Genomic DNA, 24,718 nt, shown 5'->3' with positions numbered 1-24,718 from the left:
CCCTCTCCCCGCCCCTCCACCGGCCGGGGCCGCTGACCGGAGATCCACAGCCATCCGGTTCGCCGACGGCAGACACGAACCACCTGCGACGCACTTGAGACCACGGTCGACTCCAAGGGAACGTACGACCACTTCAAAACAGCAGGTCAACGAAGGGATCGCTGCTTTGTCCACAACACCAGGGCCCCATGCTCCCTCCCCTACCGGTGCACCCGGGGGACGCGAATGGCTGACCGATTGCCACTGCGCGGAACCCGTTCTGCACCTCCTGACCGAGGAGGGATGGAGCATCGTCACCGACGGCGGCACCAACATCCACTGCACCAGCCCCGACGGTGCCGTCTACGTCGGCTTCCTTCCCGAAACCGTGGAAGCCGCGCTGTACGACACCCTCTGGCTCGTCAGCGTGGAAGACCCACACACCGGCGCCCGGTGGACCCAGAAGTTCACCGCCGGAACACCGGCACAGGCCGTCGCCGGGTTCGTGGCGGCCCTCATCGCCACCCCGACCCGGGCGTGCCCGGTCTGCCGCTGACCCGCTTCTCCACCTCTCAGGAGTTCCCTTGTCCCATACGCTGACCGTCGGCCGGCTCGTCCAGCGGCTCCGGAACCTCGATCCGGCCCTGCCGGTCTTTCTGGCCGTCAACCCCGATTGGCCCTTCGCCCACACCGTCGCCGGGATCGTCGAGGGTGTCGGCCCCACCGGTCCCGTCGTCTACATCGCCGAGAACGGGCAGGAAGATCACCTCCCTGCCGCTGTCCGGGACGAGTTGAACTGGAACAACGGATGAATCCCATGGCCATGGGGTGACAATCGGCCTCCAGCCGGTTGGAGCGTACGTCCCCGGAAACGGAGGGGCCGGGAGTACCCCGGCCCCTCCGCGCGGTCATTCACCTTCGGGCCCCGGCTGGGTAGAGCCCGAAGGCGCCGATAGACCTGTAGCAGGGGCATCGTCCTTCTCTACTCGTCGGCCGGGAAGACGTCAGGGGCTTGCTCCGGCAGGACCCGCTCGACGAACTGCTCGACCACGCTTTGGCCGACCCCTCCCTGCTTTTGGTCGTCGAGAAGATGTTGTGCCGCCGTGCACGCCGCAAGTACCGCCTCCGGTCGCTGCTGCCGAGCAGGGCTGCCAAGTCGTGGTAAAGCTCCCCCACACGCCTGGCAGTCGCCGCCTGTGCACGGTGTTCCGGGGTGGGACGCGGCGCAAGGACCTGGGGCTGTGAAGGAGTTGTACTCCTGAACTCCGGCTACACCGAGGACTGGCCGCTCAAGGAGCCGGACGACCCCTCGGGAGTGGATTCTCCGACAGGTGGGGGTGGGTCAGCAACAGGTGAGTGAGCCTCTTTTAACCGTTGGGCAACTCCTTCTCCTCCAAACTCTCTAGCCACAGTGCATAGGCGATCGATGACGAATTGCTTGGCATCGGGGGCCAACCCTCCATACCACTCATTCAGCAGATGAGCGGTCTGCACCCACTCGGCGCCTGGGGCATAAGCGCTCACGCGTGCAGCAACCTTGGGGATCATTGCAAGGGTCTGGTCACTGAACGTCGCAGGTGATTCAAGGAGCAACTGAGCGAGAATCAGCGTGGGGTCCTCACGTAGCTGATCGCGGTAGGCCACCGCCTGGACGACCCGTAGCTGCTTAAGCTCCCAATCCGCGCGTGCCCGAGCACGCAGTTGTATACGACTTTGGGCGGCATGCAGGTCCTCCGGGCTGACGTAAACCTGCACAACGGCCCAGTCCACACACATACGGTCGCCTGGTAAGGCCACCCGCCGACCAAACCGGGCGTTAGTGCGATGCTGTAATTCCGCTGCCGTCACGATGGAACAGGCAGCTGCCATCTCCTTAAACTCATCGATCACATGAGTTGCCGCTACTGCCCCAGGGGCGTGATGAGGGCGGCGACCCCTTCTACGCCATTGCCCCTCCATCTGGACGGTAAAGCGGAACCCCTCGTCGGCGCTCGCAGCGGTGAAGTTCACAGAGAACTTGCCGCGTCGCGCCGACCAGGGCCAGGTTCTATTCACCTGCTGGCTCGCCCTCGCTCCGTGAGGGTGCGGCGTACGGGTCAGCGCTCCGGAGACTTCGCATCAAAGAGATGTGGAACCGACAGCGTTCTTCCATCTCCGGTGCATCCTGGTCAGACACCCAGGGCTCAGCAAGCCGTACAAGATTGAGGAAACGCAGGCCTCGGAGATGGTCGCTGGGAGTCTCGTGCACTGCCCGCACCATCGCACTGGAGATCAAGTTCGCCGCGTCTGGGTGCGCCACCGCCGCATCGAGCCAGGCCGCACAGGCTCGATAGGTCAGCGACGTGGGTTCTTCGTATTCCAGGGCGGCTCGCCATCCGCGGATTACCCAGTCCGGAACGGAGCCCTCTGCACCGCTCAGGAGGACGGGCGAACCCGTGTCGTCCTTTTGCAGGGTCAGGTGCATGAAAGCGCTTGCCGCGGCTTGCCGTTGACCCTTCTGATCACTGGCGAACCAAGTATTCAACGTCTTGCGTAGCAAGGGTCGAAGACTGTCGTCATCCCAGAGAACACCAATGGCCCCACCGACGGCTTCTGCTACACCGTCCCTCTTTTCAGGGTCGAACTGAACCCGCTGGTCGAGCGAGCCAGCTAGGCCGCCCAGGCGGCGAAGCATCTGCTCAGGGTGAGCGGGGGTGACACTCTGAAAAACGTGGGCGAGAATCTGCAGGAGAGGAGCATCTCCCTTCTCGACCCACTTACTGGTGGCGTTCCGTGTGAGCGGGCCGATCTCCGGGTCTAGAGCCGCTGTGACCAGTAGCGCGTGTGCATGCCTTGCCAAGGTGTTGTTTGCAGACCAGTTTGTCGCCACGACAAGCAACGTGCGGGTGGACCGGGCGGCCTGCGCATGATGCAGAATCCACGGAGCCAGGCGCTCGGCGAGCTTCCCGGCCTTGGGCGCCGAAAGGCCCATGCACAACTGCGCAGTCCACATGATGAACTTATCGATGAGATCGGGGCGATCCAGTAGGAAGTAACGCACCACCGCTTCAGCGAAATCGGGGCCGGGGAAGCGCAGTGTGCCATCAGGTCGGAGTTTCGCGTCGACCTGGTGAGCGAGTTGCATCAGGCCGGGCCCCTGCTGCCCTGTCAGCCGCGTGGAGGTATCGTTCTTCTCTCCCAGCGCACGGGCGAGGGAGAGAATTTTGTCGTGCAGGTTGTCAATGGGTTCGCCGTCGTAGACCGCAGCCAGGAGCAAGTAGTTGCGGTCATAGCTGGTGCGTCCGTCCTTGGAGTGCCATTCGGTCAGCACGTCCGTCCAGCCTGAAACGGCCTTGCTTGCAACCTTAATGGTCTCGTTGAATCCGTCAGACCCGAATTTGGTGCTCCGGCCAGTGGCGGACCGGTAGTCGAACTCAGCCCGCCCAAGAGTCTGAGCCCAATCCCTAATTTGCCCTGGGCGCAGATCAGCAAGCTTCTCCTTGATTCGGTGGTCGTCAGCCCATTTCTCTGGGTCGGTAATACCCGTGGAGCTCAGGTATTTTATGAAGAGCGTGGCAGGCGCGGGCGGCTGCAGTTTACGTGCAAGTTCTCCTGCTCCATGTCCGATGTGTTTCCACAGTTCCGTACGCAGGAGAACAACCAGGTACGAGTCGTCATTGCGCAATTCGTGGGCCTGCAGGAGCTCAAGCCCGAAGTCGCAGGAGGTGGAGATGCTCTCCTCGGTCGCGCGTAGATCAAGAATCCATCCAGTGCGCTTGTGCCCCTTGAGCCCTTCCATGCTGAAGCCGTCACCGAGTTCCCGACGTATCCGGCGCAGGGTCAAGGCTTCGCCGGCCCTGGTGGTGAGGAGATGTAGAGCCGTGGTCCAGCGGCCACTGCCGGGATGATCCGCGAGAAGAACCAGGGTCCGGTTCTTCTCAAGCAACTGGGAGAGCTCTACCTCGTTCTCGACGGAAACGTAGTTCGCGAGGTCCCGCCCCACGGCCTCCGGGGGCAAAGGTGCCCCGCTGTGGCGCTGAACGGCCTCGAACCACTGCCCGATCTGGGTGCCATGGTTGGTGTCCGCATGAACGCTGGCGTATGCACCGGAGGTGCGATCTGTTGAAGATGGGGCCGGGCCGCGACCAGTCCTGGAATCGGTCTCACCCTCGGCTGTTACGCCGAGCTTCGGACTGATTTTGAACTCTTCGGCCGAGCCTGTCGCCTCTCCGTTTGGGTGTGGACTGGCGGGATCCTCAGCCGCGCTACCGAGCACAGGCCCGGACTGCCCTTCCTCCTCCGCCGGGTCTTCCTGCAGCGCAGGCCCAGCAGCGTGGTCAGTTTTATAGGAGGTGGACTCGGCCACGGACGGCCTCCTTCGAACTGGTGGGAGCAGTATCGGTTTTGAGAGCAGACTCAACTTCGGCCGTCGATGACGGGCGCCCGCATGCCGACCACCTTTCCGCTTGCCTCCACATGCTTCGCCCTGATCACGCTCGTGGCCGAACCGCGGATCGCCTCCTCCGCCTCCAAGCCGGTCACCTCGCCGGCCACGGTCTCGTAGTGCTGCTCGCTGATCGGACCTGATCTCTCACGGGTCTCACCCTGGAAGGTGAACCGTTGACCGTAGATGTCCTCCAATGCTTCTCTCACACGGCCCAGCATCTGCATCAACTCGGCATCCTCGGCAGTGATCCGCTCCGGAGCACGTGTGTACGGCGCCATGGCGAGAGCCAGGACCTCCAGCACGGGGAGGCGGGATGCAAGGCGATCCGAGTCGATCCGAAGCGGCAGCTCCAGATCGCCCACCAGCTCGGAAGGAACCTCCGGATCGGCCTCGGGCACTGCCGTTCGGCCAGAACGCCAACGCTCCAAGACTGCGTCCAAGCGCTGGTACAGGAACGTGAGGGTCGGCGCCAGAGCGCTACCGACGACTGCGGAAAGGTCCGCGACACCAGACACGAGATCCCCCTAGTAGAAATGACCCCAGGTACAAGACGAGGTCCATTAATACCGTCCCGCGTCGACCACTCACCCCGATTCAACCGAGCATGGCCTGAATCAGACCGCAGCAGGTACCCGACCTCGACGTGGCGAAAGTTAGTTCGAACGCGAATCATCCGCGCGTCTTACATGCATCATGACTGCTACTTCGACCCACAAGGGGGAGGGGGAGCCGGATCTGTCGGATCCTGGACAGGGTTCGGGTTGTGGCCGTACCTGCGGTAGCCGAGTTCATCAGGTCGGGTCGCTACCCGGGTGGCTCGCCAAGCCACATCGAACGAAAGGTTCCAGCCCGATTTATGCATCATGCCGACTGCCTTCAGGCTGGTGAGTGGCGAGAGCACGAAGCGCGCGGCAGTTAAATTCACGAGACGAGTGTGCCAAGCAACACCACCTTCCACCCTCGATATTTTCAGCCAATACCCACTACAACTTCTACATCATGAATTAACTACTGTCACACGAACGATCAGTCTCAGGACGGACGATTCCCACACATGCCAACTTCCATGGCTGGGACTACGTCTTCCATGCAGCCGACTGTCCATATAGCGCTACAACAACGCTCCGTGACGTTGCTGCTCAGCGTCGAGGAGGGTTGGGCCTGGAGTAAACCTCCGGATTGCCCCGCCCGGGCCGTGCGGCGGACATGGTTGCCCTGGCGCTCTGGTGTCGTGGGGCAGGCTCGGTGGCCGGAAGAGCGGCGGCCCGGCGGATGCGCCAGACCAGCACGTCGCTGACGCTCTCGGCCGTGTCCAGCTCCCGCTGCTCGACGGCTTTCCGGAGAAGGCTCGGGATGTCGTGACCGGCTTCTTCGGCCCGGGACAGTGTGGCGGCCAGCGCGTCCCAGCCCGACTCGCCCAGGACACGGTCGGCCTGCTCCGGGAGGGCCGAGGACAGCGTGGCGGCATATCGGTGGCGTACGGCGTCGGGGAGGTTGCGGCCGTGGGCGCGCATCGCGGCCATGGGTGCCACGGCGCTGGACCTGTACGCCCGGCGAAGGCTATGGGCGGCCTGTCGAGCGGCAGCGGCCTGTTGGGCGTGGCCCCGGGCGGAGTGCCAGCGGGCGGCGGCCACGGCAGCGAGGACGAGGGTGGACAGCAGCATCGCCGTGACGCCGGCGTCTTCGCCTTTCCCGAGGGCTCCGCCGGCATGGAGGATGCCACGAGCGGCACTGCGCAGTGCGCGGTTGGCGGAGTGTTCGGCGCGGACGTGGGAGCGGGTGGCGCGTTCGAAGGCCCGGGCGGCGGCCCGTACCTCGGTGCGCGCGCTCCCGGGAGTGGCCTGGCCAAGAGCGTCGAGGACCTCGCCGAGGCCGACGAGTTGAGCTGCGGCATCGGCATCGTTGTCCGAACGGAGCACGGCGGCGGCTTGTTCGACAGGTGGGATCGCGCTGCGCCGAGCCCCGCCGGGCTGCGGGCCTCGCCGGATCGGGTCGGGTGAATCGTTTGTGGTGGGGGCGAGACCGCTGCCGAGGCGTCGACGGATCCCGGGAAGGGAGAGGTCGGGGGCGAGTGTGGAGCCGGGGAACCAGATCGGTTGCCCGTCGCGGTTGCGGTCGCCGGGAAGAGCGACTTTGTAGCCCAGGGCGTCGCCGGAGGGGGCGAGGCGCTTGTGGACGCGGAGTCCCGCACGGGTGAGGCGCTGGAAGAACTCGTCTTCGTCCGCCGCTCCCGCCAGGGCTTGACGGACGGCTTCGCGAAGGATTTCGCGGGGTGGCTCGGGGCGGCCTTCGCGTTCCGCCTTGCTGCGTTCGGCGCTGGTGGGGCGGCGGGCTGCCGTACCGTCCCCCGCGTTGAGGCGGCGCAGACCCCACTCCTGCTCGATCTTCCGACATTCGGCTTGGGCACGGCCGTAGTCGTTGTGGCGGCGAGGACTGCGACCGTCCTGGCGGACGAGGGTGGCGGCGATGTGGATGTGGTCGTCGGCGTGGCGGACGGCGACCCAGCGACACCCCTGGTCGTCGCCCTCCGGGGCGATGCCTGCGGCGGCCACGACACGGTGGGCGACCCGGGCCCATTCGTCATCGGTGAGGTGGCGGTCGCCGGGGGCGGTACGGACCGAGCAGTGCCAGACATGCCGTTGGGGGCGACGGCCCGAGGGGCGGGCGAGGACCGGTAGGTCGAGGCGGTCGGTGAGCTGCTTGAGGGTGGCCCCCGGGTCGCGTCCGGGGTCGGGGGCGAGTTCCGGTCGCCAGGCGGCGACCAGGTGCGGGTCGGTGTGTTCCTCCCGGCGGCCGGGGCCGTAGAGGTAGGCGAGAAGTCCGTACGTCCGACCGCCGAGAGAGATGTCCGGGACCACGGTTGATCAGCGCTTCGCGATCCGGAGCGCGGCGGATTCGACCCGGTCGGTCGCGCGGACGACCCTGGCGACCGCGTCGTCGAGGAAGGCCGGACGGCCGCCGCTGTTCAGGGCCCTGGCCACCTGGTTCAAGTTGTTGCCGACCCGGGCCAGGTGGGCGGTGGCGGTCATGAGTTCTTCGACGAGGCCGCGCTGGTCGACCAGCCAGCTGCCGGGGCCGTGTTGGGCGCGGGCGACCGCGACCGCGGCGTCCGCGAGGAACCCGGCGGTGGTGAGCCCGACAGAGAAGGCGGCGTGCTGAACGGCGCGGAGTTCGTCCGGGGTGAGGCGGACGCTGCGGACCTGGTCCCGCTGCGCGTGTCGGCGCAGTCGTGGACGCGGTGCGCGGCGCGGGCGGGGAGCCACTTCTCCTTCCGGCGGCGGTCCGCCCCCGGTCGCTGCCCGGTCGCCCGGCGCCCCCCGGTGCCGGGCCGTCTCCCCCGCCTCCCCCGGGGCGGGGGCAAGCCCGTCCGAAACTCCTCCGCGCCCCCGGGGTGCGGAGGAGTTTCGGACGGTATAGCTTGCTCGGCCTCGTGCCGCTGGTCGGCTGCCCTCCCCGTCCCGGGGTGTGCCGGGGGCGGGGGTGCCCGTCATCGGTGCCCCTCGCCGCGCGGGCGTCGGACATCCCGGAGGATCTCGGCGACGTAGTCGAGGACGAAGACGGGATGGTGCAGCGTCCAGGGCACGCTGTCCGGGGTGCGCTGGACGGACCAGGTGCCGTCGGCCCCGGATTCGACGTGGTGCAGGTGGCCGTGGCGGACCATGACGGTCAGCCAGACGTCGGCTTCCTCCCTGGCCGCGGGGGTGGTGCGCATGGTGGGGGCTCCTGTTCGGTGGACGCGGGACGATCGGTGTGGCTGCCCGGGCGGGGTGGCCGGGAGGGTCGTTGCCTCCCGGCCACCCCGTTGGCCGGGGCGGTCAGCCGCTCCGGCTGTCCGAGAGGGCCTTGGCCTCTGTCCGGAGTTGGGCCATCAGGTCGGTGAGTCGGTCGTTGGACAGCGGGATGCCCTGTCCCCGGACAGCGTCGGCGACGACCTGACGGGTGACCTTTCCCGCGTCGGTGACCGCGCGGCGGGCGACCGGAAGGAGGGTGTCCGTGGCCGAGCCCTCCGGTCGAGTGGGAAGTCGGTCGCTCACGGGCCGCTGGTGCGGACGCCCCGCGCTCCGGGCCCCGGTGACCGGTCTGGCCGCCCGGTCGGTGCCCCGGCGGCTTCCGTGCCGCTTCTCCAGCGCGGCTTGGTCGACCGGAGGCTCAACGCGGTTGCCCGGATGGGTGGGGGTCGATGGGTGGTCGGTCAATGGGCGGGGGGTCACCGACCCGGAGTCGCGCCGATCCGGCCGGACGGTGACCGTCCGGCCGTCGTCCGATCCCGGTTTGTCCGGCCGGGCACCATCGAGGCGGTCAACCCGGACAGCGGGGTTGTCCGGCTGTCCGGCGGTGGTGTCCGCGGTGGCCGCCCGGCGGGCGATGAGGATGTAGAGGTGGACGGCACCGGCCAGGGCGAGCGGGGCCAGGGTGGAGAGGACTCCGACGGTGACGTCGCCCAGGTGCAACCCGCCGGCGGCGAGCTGCTGCTGGTTCAACCGGACGGCGTGGAGGGCGTTGGCCCAGATGCTCGCGGAGGTCGCGGTGCCGAAGAGGAGCCATACGTAGCAGCGGGCGGGGAGCGGGTCCGTGCGCAGGACGAGGAGGGCGCGCACGCCGTAGGCGATGAAGCCGTCGATCACCAGGGGGAAGAGGAAGGTGAGGATTCCTCGGACGTGGATGGCGGTCGCCATCTGCTGGAGAGCGTCGTAGGAGAGGGCGCAGCCGGCGCCACCGAGGGCGACGATGGCGGCGCGGTCCCACCCGTTGATTCGCGCCGGGCTCACCGGCGGTGTGTGGCTCATGCGGCCGTCCCGAGGTCGTCGCGGCCCGGGCCGTCGGCGGCCTTGGTGATCGCTTCGTTCGCCGTGCGCTTGCCGAGGGCTTCCCGGACCTCGCGGTAGCGCTTCTGCGCGTGCTCCTCGGTGATCTTGAGGATGCGGGCGAGGCCGTCGGCCGGGGTGCCCGCCAGGTAGGCGGCCCGGGCGACGGCCCTCCGTTCATGCTTGGTGAGGTGGATGTCCCGGCCCTCCAGGGCCGCGTTGACCCGGGAGTAGTCCAGCCGTTTGGCTATCCGGCTGTGCAGTGGGGCGCGTTCCTGCTCGGTCATGCCGCCTCGGATGCCGGCCCGGTCGCCGTTCTCCAGGGCGGCGTCCAGGCAGTGTCGGCGGACGGGGCACTGGGCGCAGAGAGCCTTCGCCGCCCGGATGCGGTCCGTCTCCTCCGGCTCGGCGAAGAAGATCTCCGGGTCGAGGAGGTGTCGCGGCACCGCACCGCATGCGGCGTGGTTCTGCCAGGTCTGGTCGCCCAGCGTCCGCGGGATGTGGTGTCCGGCGTTCGTCGTGTTCGTCAAGGGATGTCTCCGTTCGGCCCCGGGGCACTCGGGCAGGCGGAGGCCCCGGGGGTGGTGCAGAGAGGGCCGTGGACGGTGGCCCGTTGCGAAGAGGGGTTCAGGCCGCGGTGTGACGGCGCTCGGAGGCGAGGGCACGTCTGCGGTCGGGGCCGTCGAGGATGACCCGCTCGGTCATCTCCGCCAGGCGAGAGGCGATCCGGTCCCCGAGTTGGTCGCGCAGGTCGGCCGGGCCGAGGTTGGAGGTGATCAGGGTGGGGAGCATCTCGTTGTAGCGGCGGTTGATCAGCCGCATCGTGATTTCCTCGGTCCATTCGCTGCTCCGGGCGGCACCCAGGTCGTCGAGGATCAGGAGCGGGCAGCGCGCCGCGTCCATCAGTTCCCGCTCGGTGTCGTGGCCGGGGCGAGGGCGCAACTCGGCGTACAGGTCGGCGGCGGTCGTCGCTTTCCATCGCAGCCGGACCCCGGCGATCAGCAGCGAGCGGACGGCGCCGTATGCCTCGTGCGTCTTCCCGGTACCGGTGGTGCCCAGGATCAGCAGCGATCGGCCCTTCGCGATCCCCGGCATCCCGCCGGGGCCGGGTCGTCCGCCGGCGGCGATGTCGCGCACCCAGGCCGTGACCGTCGGGTGGCCGGCCACGGCGCCCCGGTATCGAGCCGGGATGCGTGCCTCGGCGGCGACGAGGGCCGGCCTGGGCTCGGCGGCCTCGGTCGGCGGGATCGTGGGGTCGATGCCCCGGGCGGCCAGGATCCGGGCGACCCTGCGGGCGAGTTTGCCGACGGGCTGGGCATGGCTCTCGCTCATCACAGCTCCTCGGCGTAGGCGGCGACAGGGTTGGCGGGGTTGGTCCAGGGCCGGTGACCGGGCACTGTAGGCCGTGCGTCCGGCCGGCCCAAACGTCCGGGCCTGGCGTTCATGGCCTCGTGGACCAGGCTCGGAAGCGTGCTCGGGTGCAGGCCTTTGGCCCGGTGCAGCGCCAGTCCGGCACGGACGTGGGAGGCGGTGATCCCCTCCGCGAGGAGTTTGGCCGTCTCCCGGCCGAGCCGGTCCAGAACGCTGCGCGGCGGGCGGTGCTCGCACGATGCGGCGTACTCGGCGATGAGTTGTCCGGCGGAGGTGTCCGCCGGGGGGCCGTCATCCCCCGAAGGGAGAGATCCCTGTTCCCTGTTCCCTGATCCACGATCCGGACCGGGAGTCGTCACCGAGGGCTCCCGGTGGCCGCCGGGAAGGCTCACCGAGGAGTGGAGGAGACCGCTCCCACCTGCGTTTTCCCGCATGTCAGGAGCACTCGGTCGAACACGCGCGGCCTCGGGGAGTCCTCCCTGAGCCCTCATGGAGGGCTCACCGGAGGGCGGGAGAACGCCGCTCCCGGGACGCGGCTCCTCGGGGAGTTCGTGCAGGGGACAGGCAGGGTGGCGCACCCCGCTGGGTCGGTTGATCTTCTGGTGCCGCCGCCATGTGACGATGTGCAGATACCGCTTGCCGTCGTCGTCCGCGTAGCGACAGATGAGCCCCGCGGCGGCCAGTTGCGTCAGGTCGTCCTCGACCTCCAGGGCGCCGTGTTCGGGGCGCAGGGACCACAGCAGTCCGGCGAGAACCGCGGGCTGGTCCCGGAAGCGGCCCTGGTCGTCGGCCTGGGTGAGGAGGCCGAAAAAGGTGCGTTCGGCGTGCACGCTCACCTGGGCGAGCGACTCCGAGGCGAAGGCCTCGGGTTTGATGGTCCGGATCCTGGCCATGCTCACTCGCCTCCGTCGTGGTCGATGGCGTCCACGGCGCGACGAAGGGTCCCGGTGGTGAGATCGAGGTCGTGCGCCTCGGTCCAGTCGAGCTCCGCGAAACCGCGCATGATCCAGCGGGCGGCGCAGATGCGCTGGGTCCGGGTCATGGGGAGGGAGTGACCATGCCGGTCGTACGCGCGGGCGAACGGGGTGGGCCAGGCGAGCCCCGGGGCTCGCTGGGTGACGCGGATCGTGACGGCTGCGGGCAGCATGTCGACGAGCGCACGGGTGAGCTGCTGCCGACGCTCGGTTCCGGCTCGCCCGTGCTCCGGGTCGTCCGCCGATTCCTTCGGGCGTTGGGACATGCGAGAATCCCCTCTTTGTAGGTGGGGCGGTGCGGCTGTTCTCGTCGAAAAGGCCGGCCGGACCGCTCCGGTTGTGGATCCGTGCCCCATCGAGGCGCGGCCCGGTGTCTGGGGTGCCAGCCCCAGACACCGGATCCTCCGCCCCATACCGGCGCTCTCCGCCCGGTGGCGTTCGCGTCAGTTGATGGTGACGGCACGACCATAGGCTGAAGAAGATGACCTCTGTCAACTGGTGAAGACATGCCATCCACGTGCGGCCATGTATCGTTTCCCTCAGTTGATGGACACCCTCGGGGTGGCGACGCCGGACGAACGGAGGGAGCACCCGCCATGAGCGAAGGACAGCAAGCACCGAGGCGCTCCCTCGCGGAGAAGATCGACCATCTCTTCGCCGCGATCCACCCGGCCGGCCGTGGTTCGTACTCCTACAAGGAGGTCGAGGCGGGCATCCGGGAGCGTGGCGGCCCTCCGATGTCGGCGAGCTACATCTGGCAGCTCCGCACCGGCAAGCGGGACAACCCGACGATGAAGCACCTGGAAGCCCTGGCCGGCTTCTTCGGGGTCTCCCCCTCCTACTTCTTCGACGAGGAGGCGTCCCGCCGCATCGATGCCGAGCTGTCGATGTTGGCAACCATGCGTGACAGTCGCGTACGCTCCGTAGCGATGCGGGCGAGTGACCTCTCCCCGGAGACCCTCAAGCTCATCGAGGGCTTCATCGAGAGAGCACGCGACCTGGAGGGTCTCAACGACGGGAAGCCGTCACCCGAAAATCGCCCATAGTCGCGTCGCGCAGGCCGAGTTCACGGCTCGGGAACGCCGAGGCACGCACTCCCCGTGGTATTCAGACGAGCGGGGAACCCGGAGCAGCTGAAGCATTCCGTAACGCACGGGTGACTCCCCCCATCGCCCTCTGTGGTCAAGGTCATGCCGAGTATTCGAATTCGCACACGAGATGCATCTAGGATGTTGGATCTGTACATCACCGAGCCGGTGATCCTTATCCACTCGTATGCAGCACCACTCGGGAGCACCGTTGCGTATCGGGCGACGCCTACGGTCGCGATCCTCGGATCGCGAAATTCAAGATCTTCGAGACCCCTTGACAGGGATCGAGATTCCCTCACCGTTCGATGTCAGAAGTCTCTGCGACGCGGTGGCCGAGTACCGTCAACGCCCGCTCCTCCTGGAAGCGGTGGAGGGGGTCGCCGGTTCGGAGAATGAACTGTGCGGCCTGTGGGTCGAACTCGACCACGCCGACTTCATTTTCTACGAGGCGTCAACTTCCCCACTTCACAGGGACCATATCGTCCTGCACGAGATCGGACACATCCTCCTCGGGCACAGGGCCGTGGGTGGGGATGCCGACCTCGACGTGAACCTCACGGGCCTGTTCACCGGCATCGACCCGGAGACCGTGCGGAACGTCCTGGGCAGGTCCAGCTTCAGTTCCCGGCAGGAGCGCGAGGCCGAGCAGCTCGCCACCCGTATCGCCGGTCAGGCGATGCTCAAGCCACCACCGGCGAGACGGGCTCCCGAACTCGACCGTCTCGACTCCGCCCTTCGCTATGAGTGACCTCCATGCATAACATCGAAACAACCGTCACCATCCTGTTGTGGCTCACCACTTCCTGGCGAGCGACCAAGGATTGGAAAGACCGGCGGAACCGCGCTCTGTGGTGGACGTTCTTCGGCCTCTCCATGATGATGACCCTGCGCCTCGCACCGGGGAAACACCTTGATCAAATAACCGGTGTAACCGACCTCTCCTATTTGTTGAAGCACCTCTTCGGGGGTGTCCTGGCTTCTGCCGCGCTGTTGGCCTTCCTGCAGGACATCTCCGGAAAGAGCGATCGCACTGCCACGATGCGAAGACTGCGTGTCGCCCTCCCCCTGGGCACAGCGGTGAGCATGTCGGCATTGTTCTTCGCCAAGCTCCAACCCTACGAAACCGTGACCATCTATCAGGATGTCACGGCGCACCTCGCACTTCTGTCCTACACCGTGATTTTTCTCGGCTTTTTGAGCGTCTCCCTGATCTCCGGCGTACAGGTCTGCTGGCGCTGGGGGCGTGAGTCGGGGAACGGCATGCTCGGCTGGGGACTACGGATCATCGGCATAGGCCTCGCCGCCGGTGTTCTCTACTCCGCTGTCCGCATCGCGGCGCTGTTCTCCCGGTTCCGCGGGGACGGGATCCTCCCCGGGGACCAGGACGACCTGGTGGCGACGCTGCTGCTCCTGACCGCGCTCTTCCTCATCGTCGTCGGAAGCACCTTGCCGGTGCTCGACAGGCTGAGGTCATGGCGAAAGGAACGTCAGGACCTGCTCCGTCTGCGGCCGTTGTGGAAGGACCTCACCCAGTCCGTACCCTCTGTTCGTCTCGACCCTCCGCGAAGCACCCTCGTCGAGCGCCTCGACCCACGGCACGTCAAGAAACGGTTGTACCGACGAACGGTGGAGATCCGGGATGCCGCGCTCGCGCTCAATGACCACGCACCCCCCGTGATCCGGACACGTGCCAGGGAGCACGTCGCGACGGCCGGGCTCATCGGTACCCAGGCCGAGACCGCGGCGGAAGCCTGTCGACTCGCCTCGGCACGGCGTTCTCGCCTGCGCGGCGAAAGCCCCTCACCGCAGCCCCACCAACCGTCCGGTGGAGGGCGCGATCTGCACAGCGAGATACGGGCTCTCACCCAACTCTCCGAAGCCTTCTACTCCGATCTGACCCACGCCTTCGTCGCCGCGACGGAGCCTTCCACCCCCTCCCCCCTGCTGGAGACTCAGCGATGAGCACGTTCACGCCCCCCGCCCCGCCGTCCTATGCGGAGGCCCCTCCGCGCGTACGCGCGGCGAAGCTCGTCACGGATGTGCTCGCGCCGGCCAATCTGGTGATCCTCCTGCTTCTCATCGTGGGCTGGAACAGCGCCCACAGCGTCACCGGCTTCGGCTGGGGCCTGCTCGCCGCGTTCTTCTGCGGTGTCTTCCCACTCGTCATGGTGCAGCTGGGCGTGCGACGCGGACGGCTGACGGACAAACACATCCGTATCCGTAGGCAGCGCATCGTCCCCCTCGGCGCCAGCCTTCTCTCCGTCGTGGTGGGCATCGCACTGCTTTACACGCTCCAGGCACCCGGCGATGTCACCGCCCTCGTCATCGCCATGCTCGTCGGCCTCGCGTCGACCCTGTTGGTCACGGTCTGGTGGCAGATTTCGGTGCACAACGCGGTCGCGGGTGGCACTGTCATGATCCTCATGCTGGTCTTCGGCTTGCCGGCTCTCCCCTCCGCGGTGATCGTTCTGCTGATCGGCTGGTCCCGGCGGGTGCTGAAGGCACACACCCTCGCCCAGCTCGTGTGCGGAACGGCCCTCGGCGCCATCGCCGCTGCCGTGTTCACCTTCCTGCGTTGACCGGCGGCCCGGGCTGCCGGGTCCACTCCGATATGCGGCCTTGCGGAAGCCCTGGATTACCCGTGGTGGGCGACACGTCTTACCGTCTTACCGTCCCTCTGCAGGTCATAAAGCACGGTCGGGGTGGGCGAGCAGTGAGGACAGGGCGTGAGCACGGACTGCCGGGTCGGTGGCCAGGGCCGCATCGGCGAGGAGGTGGAGGCACCAGTACAGGTCCAGGCGCTGCCGGTCGGCTGGGGTAACCCTGTGAGCGGGCAGGGCCTGCGGGGACGGCAGGCGTAGGCGTACGGCGAGACGGGCTCGGTCGGAGATCGGGTCGCCGAAGGCGGCGAGTTCCCAGTCCAGCAGGAACCGCAGACCGCCCGTGGTGCGGACGAGGTGCCCGGGCTGAAGGTCGTGGTGGAGCAGCCGTGGCTCGATGTCGAGGTTCACCCGGTCGAGGTCTCGGCGAAGGGCTGCAGCGACGGTGGCGAGATCGGGTGCTGTGGTGGTGTACAGATTCAGGCGGTCGTGGAGGTAGGCGCGCCAGGTGGGGTGACGGGTCGCTCCGGCAAGACGCCCGAAGTGGGTTCCCCCGATGGCGTGGACTGCGGCAAGCGGGCCGGCGAGGTCATCCAGGAACTGGTCAGCGGGGACGGGTTGTGCCTGGACGGCGCTCTGCGCAGTCCAGGCCGGCTGCCCCTTCACGTCGGCGTCGAGCAGGCGGGGACCGGGGGCGCGGTGGTGGGTGAGGAGCGCGAGGGCGGCAGCCTCGTTGGCGGCGCGGGCCGGGTCGCTGTAGTGCTTGAGGACATACGGCTCGCGTCCGCCGATGTACCAGACGCGGTTGACCTGGCCGGTGGTGATTTCGGTGGCGCCGTCGGGGACGCGACCGTCGATCCCGGCCACGGTGTCAGGCGAGATCGCCGAGGTAGCGGGTGGGGGACTCGCCGTGGGCGAGGTCGGCGATCAGGGGGCGCAGACCGTGGGGCAGCAGGTTGAGGCCGGGCACCTTCTCCAGCTCCACCCATTCCAGGCCGGTCTGCACGTCGTCTTCGGCGTGACCGCCGAGCTTGTCCGGATCGCCCTCGGGTCGGCACAGGAAGATCGCTTCGACCCGGTGGTCTTCCGGGGCGCCGCCGTGGTTGGCGCCGATGTACTCGCGCAGCCACAGCAGCCGCTCGGGTGTCACGTCCAGACCGGTCTCCTCCCGGACCTCGCGGCGGACCGTGACGCCAAGGGTCTCGCCGGGGTGCTGGCCGCCGCCGGGCAGAAAGTAGCAGTCCTGGCCCTCCCAATGGGCGCGCTGGAGCAGGACACGGCCATCGTTCAGGACGACGGCCTTGGCCGCGTTGCGGACGGTCGCGATAACGGGTTCAGCCACAGGAAGCTCCCACGTGTGATCGAGCGTTTGGTGTTCAGCGTTCAGTCTTACCGAAGCCGAGGCGGCGGCCGGTGGCCTTGGCCCAGATCAGCCGCCAGGGCCCGGCCAGCCGGACGAAGGGCTGGAAAGGGCTGGCCGCCACCAGTGTGATCGGCCGCGCCGCGGCAGAGCACGGTGGCGGCCCGATGGTGGCGGGTGGGGTGACGCGGCGGTGCAGCACCGGTGCCAGGGTGAGCAGCCGGGCGGTGGTGACGGGACCGTGCAGCAGAACGGCGACGACGGCGAGCCCGGCCCACAGGGGACCGGCCCACCATGCGCCGGCCACGACGACGGCCAGCAGCGGGGCGCCGAGGAGCCAGGCGGATTGGTCAGCCCACTCCCGCAGCATCAGGGCGTACCTGGCCGGGCGGGAAAGGCCGCCGGGCAGGTGGGCGACGGCTCGAGCATGGCGGTCGGGGCGGGCGGAGGCGGTGAACGCGAGCGCGTGGAGGTTGGTGACTCCGGTGGTATCGGTGTAGGGCTCGTCCAGAACCAGGGCGGCGGACGGGGCGAGGTCGGCGCCGAGGAGGGAGAGGCGGTGTCCGGTGCCGAGGTCTTCCATCGGTTCGGGGAAGCCGCTGAGCCGGCGCAGGGCGGGCAGGTGGACCGCCATGCCGCAACCGACGGCGTAGACCATCGGCCGCAGCCACATCCGGGCCGGCTCCGGGACCCGGGAGCGGGTGAGCCACTGGTGGAGGCGTACGCGGGCGAGCTCGATGCCGAGGGAACGGCGCAGCTGGTAGATCCACTCCCCGGTCAGCAACAGGCCGGCAAGGCCGCGCGGGAAGGGACGGCGGGCCAGCAGCGGGAGCCGCTGTTGCTGGATCAATGCCGGCATCCGGCCGGTAGACGAATGGTGTTCGGCGGCGGCGTCGGCGAAGGCGATCAGGGTGGCCCGGTCGGGGACGGCGTCGGCGTCGTAGACCAGGACGAAGGTGTCGCTGGCGTGGGCGTCCTCGCGCCAGCCGAGCGGCCCGAGTACGTCGGGCAGGCGGTCGAGGGCGAAGTTGAGCTGTCCGGGCTTCCGGCCGCCGACATCCGGCTGGTGCAGATGCACCAGCGGCAGCCCTTCCAGGCGGCCGGCGGTCAGGGTGGTCACGATGTCGGCGGTGCTCGGCTCGGCGTCGAACAGCTTGGTCAGCACCACCAGACGTTCGCCGCGCGGGGCGGCCTTCACGGTCTCGGCAACGGGCCGGCAGCGCGAGGCGGGGAACAGGCCCCGCAGCTCGGCTGCGGTCAGCGTGGGCAGCGCGGCGAGCTCCGGCAGGCGCCTGCGGTGCCGGGCGTGGGCCGTGTGCTCGCGTTCGGTGGTGATGGCCACGACAGCCGCGCGGCCGGCGGGGTAGTCGAGTCCGGTGAACGCCGCAATCGACTCGGCGGCAACAGTCTGTTCACGGAGCATGGGCAGCAGCACCACCAGCCACGGCGCCTGTCCGTCCCTGTCGGCTGGGCGGTGCGCGGGGGCGGGGGCGGCCAGCAGCCACCGCGCACTGGCCTCGACCGCGACGGCGGCCCATAGCGCGCGGGCCAGCAGCCCGGTCACGAGAACCGGCACCACGATGTCCAACCACACCTCGATGGCACTCACGCTTCCCCCAGCAGTCGGTAGACGGCGCGCACGTCGTCAGCGACCCGCGGCCAGGCGAAGGACTCGGCCCGCGCGCGGGCGGCGGCACGCCGTACGGTGTGCTCGGCGGTGCCCGACTCGGCGAGAAGCTTGTCGGCGGCATCGGCGGTAGCCGCAGCGTCGCCGGGAGGGACGAGGACCGCGGCCGGGCGCTCGCCGACGTAGTGCCGGATGCCGCCGATGTCCGTGACGACGGCCGGAGTTCCACAGGCGAAGGCTTCCAGCAGGGCGTTGTTGGCGCTCGCCCCGGTCAGGGGCAACAGCAGGAACGCCGCCCGCCGGTAGAGGGCGATCAGCTCCTGTTCGCTGATCCCTTCCAGGATGCGGGCAGCCGGGTGCCATGGACGCGAGGCGGTCTGCCGGGTGACGACGGTCAGCTCGATGCCCTGGCCGTGGCGGCGGTACAGGAGATCATGCACGGCGTCGAGAGTGTGGAAGTCACGCAGCCACCAGCCGACGGTCAGCACCAGCGGCCGACCGAGCCGCGACGGTGCGTCGGCGGGGGAGAAGGCGGCGGTGTCGATACCGTGCGGCACCAGGTGCACCCGCTCCGGCGGGAGCAGGTCGCAGAAGAACGCCTGCTGATGGGGGTCGAGGACGATGACCTGCTCGGCCCGCGGAGCCAGATGCCGCCACGCCTTGATCGGCAACAGTTGGGCGAGCTGGTCGGGCGGCTGGTGGTAGGTGACGGCCGTCGGGCCGGTGCGATGGCCGGAGAACCAGAACTGCTCGTCCCCATACAGGACGTGCGCCGGCCGGCGGGAGGCGAGGACACGCAGGTCGGTGGCGAAGTGCTCGGCCGGGTAGAACGGCAGCGGGCAGCGGGGGCCGAGTACGCGGTGGGCGGCGGTGAAGGCCCATCGCGCACTCGGGTGGCGGGGCGGGGTGATGCGGCGCACTTCGGGCAGGTAGTCCAGGAGGCGGTCGTAGCCGCCGTGGGTGGTGTGCCAGGGCACGCGGACGACGGAGGCGATCACGCACGTCCCCTTCCCGGGGCGGGCAGCAGGCCAAGCCGGCGCAGTTGCGGAGCGATGGCGGCGGGACGGTCCAGGCGCACCACCGTCAGGTCGGGCGTGTGGTCGGGGTGGAGGCGGGCGGTCCAGCGTCGGCGGTGCCGGTGGTGGTGCATCGGTCCCCAGCGCAGGATGGAGTCCGCAGCCAGCAGGTGGCGGTAGGACTCCCGGTTTCCGGCGAACAGTTCCTCGCCGGTGGCGGCCCGGCGCAGCGAGCGGTTGACCAGACGGGGCAGGCACACGCGCAGCGGCAGATCGAGCCACACGACCAGCTCGGCGCGGTCCAGGAGCATCTCGGCGACCTCGCCGCCGTAGTTGCCATCCGCGATCCATGCCGGTCCGGCGAGGCGGTCGCGGACGCCCTTGTGGAAGACGGGGGTCTTCAGGGGTGTCCAGTTCGGTCCCCAGAACAGCTCGTCGAGGTCGATGCGGGGCAGGCCGGTGTGGGCGGAGATCGCTGCGGCCAGCGTCGACTTGCCGGAGGCGACTGGTCCGACCAGGGCTATGCGGCGGGGAGTCACGTAAGCCTCCCCGTCACCGTGGCGGCCATCTTCTCCAGGAGGCCGGGGCTGTGCACGCCGGCCGTGACCCTGAGGACGGGCAGAGTGGCGGCGAGGCTGTCGATGAGGACGGCCGCTTGGCCGGCCAGGTCGTCCACGGGCCGGGTCCGGACGGCGAACCATGGCTCGAGCCAGTCCTCGTCGTACGGGGTGCAGCACACGGCGGCAAGGAGGGTGCGGGCCCGCGCGGCATCGAGGGTGCGGCTACTCAAGGGCTGGTCATCGTCACGGAGGCGGGGTACGACAACGAGCCGTAGGGGCGCTGTCTCCCGCACGCGACAGGAGAAGGCCCGGGCGAACTCGCGTGGAGTCAGAGCTGCTTTGCGGCCGCTGCCGAAGGCTGCGGGGACGGTGTGCGGGATCGGCAGGTCCGCGCGCGGGGCCAGTGCGGACAGGGTGCCCCCGCCGATCCGAACGGAGATCGGCACCCCGGTCACCATCCCCGCGTCGGCGGTCACCAGGGCGCGGTCGGAGGCGATCAGGTCGGCCCCGTGGTGGGCGGCCAGCGCGGTCAGCACGGTGGTCTTGCCCGCCCGGGAGGGAGCGGCGATGAGCATGCCGCGGTCGTCGAGGGCGGCAGCCGCAGCGTGGAAGGAGGTCCAGCCACGGCTTTCGGAGCACCGCAGGACGATCTCGCGGACGACGCGCATCAGGTACCGCTCGCCGCGCTCGGCCCCGGGTTTCAGCAGCACCGTCTGCCGGCCCGACGCGTCCCGGGCGTAGAGGTGGTCGAGGGGTAAGTGTGTGTCGGGGGCAGGCCACCACCATGTGACGTCATCGATCCGGCAGCGGCGGTACGGCTCCCCGCGGAAGGGCACCACGGTCAGTGAAGCGGCGTCCGCGACGCGGGCCATGCGGTCCTCGAAGAGGGCTGCGTCCCGGCGGACCCGGACTGCCGTCTCCTCCCCGCACGGTGGGACGAGCCGGTGCCCGGGAACGAAGGCCCGAAGGTAACGCGCTTGAACGGCTTCGAAGGCGGCGTCGGTGACGAAGTGGAAGCGGTGTCCGGCAAACAGCGCCGTGGCCGTCTTCGTGCCGGTCATGACCGGCACTCCATCCGGGCTGCGGAGACGGAGGGAACCAAGGGTGCGGCGGCGAGGAGTTCCTCGCGTGTTCCGTTCACCAGGCGACGGGCGATGTCGATGCCCATCTTGACCGCGTGGTCCATGTTCCCGATCTCGTAGCGCCAGGTCCCGAACCGGCCCCGGGGGTAGATGCCGCGCTCTTCCATCCAGGGCATCACCGGCGCCAGGGCCTCGTCGCGCCCCAGGGTGGGTACCGGATAGGCGTACGGAATCACCTCGACATGGGCGGTGGCGAGCGGTGCCTGTTCCGGCACCAGACCCTGACGGCGAAGTGCCCGGTCGCACGAGTGGACCAGAGCATCCCGGTCAAGGTCCTGGCCGGCGGTGATGGAGGTCTCGGTCATCCAGGCGCTGTAGGCGTCCACCGCGGCGCCGGGGACGTTGGCGGGCGCGTACTTGCTGAAGTTCGTGGCCCGGTAGAAGGGCACATCGGGTTGCGGGAAGTACAGCCAGGACCGGGCGTCGGTGGTCGGTGTCCGGTAGCCCAGGCCGACCATGGCCACGGTGGTGTGCCGCAGGCTCCCGGCAGCGGTCCGGAGCGGGGCCGGGCAGGTGGAGGTCATGGCGACAAGCTGGTCCAGCGGTCCGGTGGCCACCAGGCGGTCGTAGCCGATCTCCTCGCCACCGTCGAGGGTGATGGCGCGGGCCGCCGGATCGACGGCAACCGCCCGGGCCCGGGTCCGCAGGCGACCGGTGTCGATGCGGGCGGCGAGCCGGCGCCAAATCTCGCCGGTGCCGCCGCACGCGGGGAAGGCGAAGGTGGCGTTCGGGCCCCACCGGTGCGCGGGTGCCGCGGTGCCGAGGAACGCGGCGAGGATCTCTTCGACATCGACAGGTGCCACCCGCTCGGCCACCCATGCCGAGCCCATGTCTTCCAGCGGCGTCGCCCAGACCTTGGTGTTGTACGGGGCGAAGAAGCGGTCCACCAGGGCCCGGCCGTACACCGTGACCAGCCAGGTCGCGAAGTCCGCCGGAGCTGCGTAGTCCCGGTGGGCGGCGGGGCGTGTGGTGAGGAGGTCGCGTAGGCAGGCCGTGGCGTCCTCCGGTGGGAGGTGATGGAGGTGCTGCTGGAAGGGGTAGGGCGTCCATCCCTCGCGGTAGCGGATGTAGGAGGAACGGTCGTGGTGCAGCAGTTCCTTGTCGGCGAAGAGTTCGGTCAGCAGCCGGTCGAATTCGCCGAAGTGGGAGAAGACCACGTGGCCGCCCAGGTCCCAGGTGAAGCCGGCCTCGTCGACCACGGAGGAGGCGAGCCCACCCGGCGCGGAGGCAGCTTCCAGCAGCAGGAAGTCATGGTGACCGAGGCGGGTCAGTTCGTCGGCGCAGGCCAGACCGCATGGGCCGGCCCCGAGTATGACGATCCGGCCGCTGTCCGGTGTGTGCGTGGGGCAGGGCATGGTGCACTCCTTCGATCGGCAGACAACGTGGACACGCCCAGCCCACGGGCTGGGCGGCGTTGTGGCGGCGCGATTCAGCTCAGGCGTGCGGCAGGCAGCAGGGCCGCTGCCCGCCGTGGGGCGGACGTTCAGGTAGGCGGGGAACGGGGCGAGGGCGACGGTGCGCGACCCTTCGCCCACGCGGTCGAGCGCATCCGCGTCGCGGCCCTGTCGGTGAAGGACACGCTCACACGGATCACCAAGTTGGGAGAAGTGCACCGCAAGTGAGCGAACAGAAGGCGGAGCTGTACGAGCACGACCTCTCCGTCGCCCGCTGGCGCAAGGCGAAGGAAAGCGGTCCTGAGCACAACCGCGTCGAGATCAACGACCTCCCCGGGGGTGGCATAGCCGTCCGCGACTCGAAGAACCCCCACCTGCAGCCGCTGGGGTACACGGCCACCGAGTGGAGCATGTTCCGGAGGGCCATGATGAGTGGAGAACTCTGATCGGTGAAGAGGGCGGTGGTGTTCCCCCGAGCGAACCGGGGGAGGACCACCGCCCGCAGCATCTCACCCCCCACTGACACCCCATCAGCGGTAGTAGTGTCCTTCGACTTGCGGGCGGTAGGTGATCTTGGTGACAGCTATCGCTGTCATGTGTCAACGAGAGGCGTCAGTCGCATGGCCCCATCGGGGGTGCTACGCCCGCGGGGGCCAGGAGACGGTGAGCCCTTCACGTGCGGGGTCGAGGGCTCATCGCGTGGGTGGAGGTGGGTCCGGAGGACTTCCAGGGTGGTGCGCAGGATGAGCGGTTCACTCAGGCAGGGTTCGTCGGACAGGACGGGCACCTTCAGCCAACGCAGACCGCCGGGGCCCCGGTGGGTGTGGTGTCGCGGTGGGACGGTGACGAAGCTCCCGGCGCCGCAGTAGCGGACGAGGTCGGGCCACGGCTCGGCGTCGTCCCGGGCGGGGGGAACGAAGAAGTACACCTGGTCGTGGTGGGCGAGCACTGCGCCCACCCGGCGTCCGAGGCCGAAGGCCTCCAGGCGACTGATCGCCGCCCGGGCGTGGTGCTCCGCCACGCGTACGGCGTCGAACGTGTTGCCGCAGGCCAGGGCCGCGGGGCCGGCGGCAGGCCAGGGAATGGGGTGTCTCATCGGGGCCTCACGGTGGGATCGAGGACGACGGGCAGCTCCTGGTGGCTGTTGGCTATGAAGGACTGCTGGGGCCGAAGCTCCGTTCGGGGTACGGCCAGGCGCATGTGGGGGAAACGCGCGAAGAGGGAGCGCAGCGCGATGTCGGCCTCCATGCGTGCCAGCGGTGCGCCGAGGCAGTAGTGGACGCCGTACCCGAAGGCGAGGTGCTCCTTGTCGGCGCGTGTCGGGTCGAAGTCGTCGGCTGTGGCACCGTGGAGAGCCGGGTCGCGGCCGGCCGCGCCGAAGGCGAGAAGGATCGCCTCCCCCCGGCGGATGAGCACGCCGTCGCCGAGGTCGATGTCCTCCACGGCGTAACGCAGGGGCATGTGCATGATGGGGCTCTGCCAGCGCAGGGTCTCCTCGATGACGTCTTCCCGGGTGATCGTTCCGGCGGCGAGCGCGGCGCGGTGGTCGGGGTGTGTGAGGAGGGCGAGAGTCGCCTCGGTGATGAGGTTGACGGCCGTCTCGGACCCGGCACCGATCATCAGGATGAGAGTGGAGATCAACTGCTCTTCGTCGAGCTGGTCGCTGCCGTCGCGAGCGGCGATGAGGTCGCTGGTCATGTCCGGGCCCGGACGGGCCCTCTTGGTGGTGACGAGCGCGCTCATGCAGGTGAGGAGGTCGGTGAAGTCGGCCGCGGCCTGTTCGGGTGTCGCGGCGGTGTCGAGGGCCGCGTCGATGACACGACGGGTCTCGGGACGCATGTCCTCCGGGACGCCGAACAGGTCGCAGATCACCTCGGTGGGGATGGGATGGGCGAAGTGGGCCCGCAGGTCGACGGGCAGGCCCGACTCGGCGGCGGTGACCAGGTGGTCCATGAGGGCGGCGACGATCGCTTCGACCTTGGGGCGCATCTCGCGGGTGCGGTGTGGGGTGAACGCGACGGAGATGAGCTTGCGCAGCCGGCGGTGTTCGGCGCCGTAGGAGGTGAAGGCGCTGGTCACGCGGACCCAGACGTTCAGAGGCCAGTCCCGGGGGACATCGGCGAGCGCGGGCCAGTGACGGCGCGGATCGCGCGAGACGCGCCGGTCGACGGTGAGCTGTTTGATGAGGTCGTGGTGGGTCACCGACCACGCCTGAACGCCACCGGGAAGTTCCACCGGCGTCGCCGGCCCCCGGGTGCGGAGGTGCGCGGCTTCCGCCTGTCGGTCGGCACCGGTGGGGTCGAGGACGGGGACGCGGGGTTCGGTTTCCATGTCGGGCCTCCATCTGCGGTGGGTGGGTGTGCGGGGGCGGCC

Annotated in this window: 26 protein-coding genes; 7 read left to right on the top strand and 19 right to left on the bottom strand. The window is 68.9% G+C overall.

Going from position 1 to position 24,718, the window contains the following annotated elements; translation table 11 throughout:
• Window positions 1–166 precede the first annotated feature (166 nt).
• Both FOE67_RS01525 and FOE67_RS01520 read left to right on the top strand, forming a co-directional pair.
• Window positions 167–535, top strand: a complete 369-nt coding sequence (locus FOE67_RS01525) for an SPDY domain-containing protein (RefSeq protein WP_182659913.1) — start codon at window positions 167–169, stop codon at window positions 533–535.
• A gap of 28 nt (window positions 536–563) precedes the next feature.
• Window positions 564–791 carry a hypothetical protein gene (locus FOE67_RS01520; protein ID WP_182659912.1) on the top strand — a complete coding sequence of 76 codons (228 nt, stop codon included), beginning with the start codon at window positions 564–566 and terminating at the stop codon, window positions 789–791.
• A gap of 1,235 nt (window positions 792–2,026) precedes the next feature.
• Here FOE67_RS01520 and FOE67_RS01515 read toward each other — a convergent pair.
• From FOE67_RS01515 to FOE67_RS01470, 10 genes are all read right to left on the bottom strand, one after another.
• On the bottom strand, window positions 2,027–4,324 hold the full coding sequence (locus tag FOE67_RS01515; RefSeq protein WP_182659911.1) for a hypothetical protein: 2,298 nt from the start codon (window positions 4,322–4,324) through the stop codon (window positions 2,027–2,029).
• Between the two features lie 50 nt (window positions 4,325–4,374).
• Window positions 4,375–4,767, bottom strand: a complete 393-nt coding sequence (locus tag FOE67_RS01510; protein ID WP_182659910.1) for a hypothetical protein — start codon at window positions 4,765–4,767, stop codon at window positions 4,375–4,377.
• A gap of 777 nt (window positions 4,768–5,544) precedes the next feature.
• A complete protein-coding gene (locus FOE67_RS01505; protein WP_182659909.1) occupies window positions 5,545–7,263 on the bottom strand; it encodes a relaxase/mobilization nuclease domain-containing protein in 1,719 nt (572 codons plus the stop codon).
• A 6-nt stretch (window positions 7,264–7,269) separates the two neighbouring features.
• On the bottom strand, window positions 7,270–7,668 hold the full coding sequence (locus FOE67_RS28775; RefSeq protein WP_323384010.1) for a plasmid mobilization protein: 399 nt from the start codon (window positions 7,666–7,668) through the stop codon (window positions 7,270–7,272).
• A 224-nt stretch (window positions 7,669–7,892) separates the two neighbouring features.
• Window positions 7,893–8,117, bottom strand: a complete 225-nt coding sequence (locus tag FOE67_RS01495) for a hypothetical protein (protein WP_182659907.1) — start codon at window positions 8,115–8,117, stop codon at window positions 7,893–7,895.
• Window positions 8,118–8,220: 103 nt separating this feature from the next.
• Window positions 8,221–9,192 (bottom strand): DUF2637 domain-containing protein, encoded by a 972-nt coding sequence (locus FOE67_RS01490; RefSeq protein WP_182659906.1) that lies wholly within the window; start codon window positions 9,190–9,192, stop codon window positions 8,221–8,223.
• Entirely contained in the window at window positions 9,189–9,740 is a 552-nt protein-coding gene (locus FOE67_RS01485; protein ID WP_182659905.1) for a WhiB family transcriptional regulator, read from the bottom strand. The genes FOE67_RS01490 and FOE67_RS01485 overlap by 4 nt, the downstream gene beginning before the upstream one ends.
• Before the next feature lie 97 nt (window positions 9,741–9,837).
• Window positions 9,838–10,542, bottom strand: coding sequence for an ATP-binding protein (locus FOE67_RS01480; protein WP_182659904.1), 705 nt, complete (start codon window positions 10,540–10,542; stop codon window positions 9,838–9,840).
• A complete protein-coding gene (locus FOE67_RS01475) occupies window positions 10,542–11,474 on the bottom strand; it encodes a hypothetical protein (RefSeq protein WP_182659903.1) in 933 nt (310 codons plus the stop codon). The genes FOE67_RS01480 and FOE67_RS01475 overlap by 1 nt, the downstream gene beginning before the upstream one ends.
• Before the next feature lie 2 nt (window positions 11,475–11,476).
• A complete protein-coding gene (locus FOE67_RS01470) occupies window positions 11,477–11,821 on the bottom strand; it encodes a hypothetical protein (protein WP_228473450.1) in 345 nt (114 codons plus the stop codon).
• 330 nt (window positions 11,822–12,151) lie between these two features.
• Here FOE67_RS01470 and FOE67_RS01465 point away from each other — a divergent pair, with 330 nt between their 5' ends.
• From FOE67_RS01465 to FOE67_RS01450, 4 genes are all read left to right on the top strand, one after another.
• Window positions 12,152–12,601, top strand: a complete 450-nt coding sequence (locus FOE67_RS01465; protein ID WP_182659901.1) for a helix-turn-helix domain-containing protein — start codon at window positions 12,152–12,154, stop codon at window positions 12,599–12,601.
• A 319-nt stretch (window positions 12,602–12,920) separates the two neighbouring features.
• Complete coding sequence (locus tag FOE67_RS01460) at window positions 12,921–13,394, top strand: ImmA/IrrE family metallo-endopeptidase (RefSeq protein ID WP_228473449.1); 474 nt, start codon at window positions 12,921–12,923, stop codon at window positions 13,392–13,394.
• Between the two features lie 5 nt (window positions 13,395–13,399).
• Complete coding sequence (locus FOE67_RS01455) at window positions 13,400–14,608, top strand: MAB_1171c family putative transporter (protein WP_182659899.1); 1,209 nt, start codon at window positions 13,400–13,402, stop codon at window positions 14,606–14,608.
• Complete coding sequence (locus FOE67_RS01450; protein ID WP_182659898.1) at window positions 14,605–15,225, top strand: hypothetical protein; 621 nt, start codon at window positions 14,605–14,607, stop codon at window positions 15,223–15,225. The genes FOE67_RS01455 and FOE67_RS01450 overlap by 4 nt, the downstream gene beginning before the upstream one ends.
• 105 nt (window positions 15,226–15,330) lie before the next feature.
• Here FOE67_RS01450 and FOE67_RS01445 read toward each other — a convergent pair whose 3' ends face one another.
• The 7 genes from FOE67_RS01445 to FOE67_RS01415 are packed head-to-tail and all read right to left on the bottom strand — an operon-like array spanning window position 15,331 to window position 22,306.
• On the bottom strand, window positions 15,331–16,113 hold the full coding sequence (locus FOE67_RS01445; protein WP_182659897.1) for a phosphotransferase family protein: 783 nt from the start codon (window positions 16,111–16,113) through the stop codon (window positions 15,331–15,333).
• A gap of 4 nt (window positions 16,114–16,117) precedes the next feature.
• Window positions 16,118–16,588, bottom strand: a complete 471-nt coding sequence (locus FOE67_RS01440) for an NUDIX domain-containing protein (protein WP_182605171.1) — start codon at window positions 16,586–16,588, stop codon at window positions 16,118–16,120.
• 34 nt (window positions 16,589–16,622) lie between these two features.
• The gene (locus FOE67_RS01435; RefSeq protein ID WP_182659896.1) at window positions 16,623–18,215 is read right to left on the bottom strand and encodes a hypothetical protein; all 1,593 of its coding nucleotides are present in this window, start codon (window positions 18,213–18,215) and stop codon (window positions 16,623–16,625) included.
• Complete coding sequence (locus FOE67_RS01430) at window positions 18,212–19,231, bottom strand: glycosyltransferase family 4 protein (RefSeq protein ID WP_182659895.1); 1,020 nt, start codon at window positions 19,229–19,231, stop codon at window positions 18,212–18,214. Before FOE67_RS01430 ends, FOE67_RS01435 begins: the two co-directional genes overlap by 4 nt.
• The gene (locus FOE67_RS01425) at window positions 19,228–19,788 is read right to left on the bottom strand and encodes a P-loop NTPase family protein (protein ID WP_323384008.1); all 561 of its coding nucleotides are present in this window, start codon (window positions 19,786–19,788) and stop codon (window positions 19,228–19,230) included. Before FOE67_RS01425 ends, FOE67_RS01430 begins: the two co-directional genes overlap by 4 nt.
• Window positions 19,785–20,870 (bottom strand): hypothetical protein, encoded by a 1,086-nt coding sequence (locus FOE67_RS01420; protein WP_182659894.1) that lies wholly within the window; start codon window positions 20,868–20,870, stop codon window positions 19,785–19,787. The genes FOE67_RS01425 and FOE67_RS01420 overlap by 4 nt, the downstream gene beginning before the upstream one ends.
• On the bottom strand, window positions 20,867–22,306 hold the full coding sequence (locus FOE67_RS01415) for a protoporphyrinogen/coproporphyrinogen oxidase (RefSeq protein WP_182659893.1): 1,440 nt from the start codon (window positions 22,304–22,306) through the stop codon (window positions 20,867–20,869). The genes FOE67_RS01420 and FOE67_RS01415 overlap by 4 nt, the downstream gene beginning before the upstream one ends.
• 263 nt (window positions 22,307–22,569) lie before the next feature.
• On the opposite strand from FOE67_RS01415, the gene FOE67_RS01410 reads away from it, so the two are divergent.
• Window positions 22,570–22,791, top strand: a complete 222-nt coding sequence (locus tag FOE67_RS01410; protein WP_182659892.1) for a DUF397 domain-containing protein — start codon at window positions 22,570–22,572, stop codon at window positions 22,789–22,791.
• Between the two features lie 146 nt (window positions 22,792–22,937).
• On the opposite strand, the gene FOE67_RS01405 is transcribed toward FOE67_RS01410, so the two are convergent.
• Both FOE67_RS01405 and FOE67_RS01400 read right to left on the bottom strand, forming a co-directional pair.
• Window positions 22,938–23,441, bottom strand: coding sequence for a bifunctional DNA primase/polymerase (locus FOE67_RS01405; RefSeq protein WP_182659891.1), 504 nt, complete (start codon window positions 23,439–23,441; stop codon window positions 22,938–22,940).
• Window positions 23,438–24,676, bottom strand: coding sequence for a cytochrome P450 family protein (locus tag FOE67_RS01400; protein WP_182659890.1), 1,239 nt, complete (start codon window positions 24,674–24,676; stop codon window positions 23,438–23,440). Before FOE67_RS01400 ends, FOE67_RS01405 begins: the two co-directional genes overlap by 4 nt.
• Between the last annotated feature and the right edge of the window lie 42 nt (window positions 24,677–24,718).

It is taken from the genome of Streptomyces calidiresistens (genome assembly GCF_014141525.1).
Classification (GTDB): Bacteria; Actinomycetota; Actinomycetes; order Streptomycetales; family Streptomycetaceae; genus Streptomyces; species Streptomyces calidiresistens.
This window is presented reverse-complemented; position numbering and strand designations above follow the sequence as displayed.

Coding starts and splice junctions, on each gene's coding strand:
- FOE67_RS01495 (WP_182659907.1), bottom strand. CDS start 8,117: ATGCGCACCACCCCCGCGGCCAGGGAGGAAGCCGACGTCTGGCTGACC.
- FOE67_RS01490 (WP_182659906.1), bottom strand. CDS start 9,192: ATGAGCCACACACCGCCGGTGAGCCCGGCGCGAATCAACGGGTGGGAC.
- FOE67_RS01480 (WP_182659904.1), bottom strand. CDS start 10,542: ATGAGCGAGAGCCATGCCCAGCCCGTCGGCAAACTCGCCCGCAGGGTC.
- FOE67_RS01475 (WP_182659903.1), bottom strand. CDS start 11,474: ATGGCCAGGATCCGGACCATCAAACCCGAGGCCTTCGCCTCGGAGTCG.
- FOE67_RS01470 (WP_228473450.1), bottom strand. CDS start 11,821: ATGTCCCAACGCCCGAAGGAATCGGCGGACGACCCGGAGCACGGGCGA.
- FOE67_RS01465 (WP_182659901.1), top strand. CDS start 12,152: ATGAGCGAAGGACAGCAAGCACCGAGGCGCTCCCTCGCGGAGAAGATC.
- FOE67_RS01455 (WP_182659899.1), top strand. CDS start 13,400: ATGCATAACATCGAAACAACCGTCACCATCCTGTTGTGGCTCACCACT.
- FOE67_RS01450 (WP_182659898.1), top strand. CDS start 14,605: ATGAGCACGTTCACGCCCCCCGCCCCGCCGTCCTATGCGGAGGCCCCT.
- FOE67_RS01420 (WP_182659894.1), bottom strand. CDS start 20,870: ATGACCGGCACGAAGACGGCCACGGCGCTGTTTGCCGGACACCGCTTC.
- FOE67_RS01415 (WP_182659893.1), bottom strand. CDS start 22,306: ATGCCCTGCCCCACGCACACACCGGACAGCGGCCGGATCGTCATACTC.
- FOE67_RS01405 (WP_182659891.1), bottom strand. CDS start 23,441: ATGAGACACCCCATTCCCTGGCCTGCCGCCGGCCCCGCGGCCCTGGCC.
- FOE67_RS01400 (WP_182659890.1), bottom strand. CDS start 24,676: ATGGAAACCGAACCCCGCGTCCCCGTCCTCGACCCCACCGGTGCCGAC.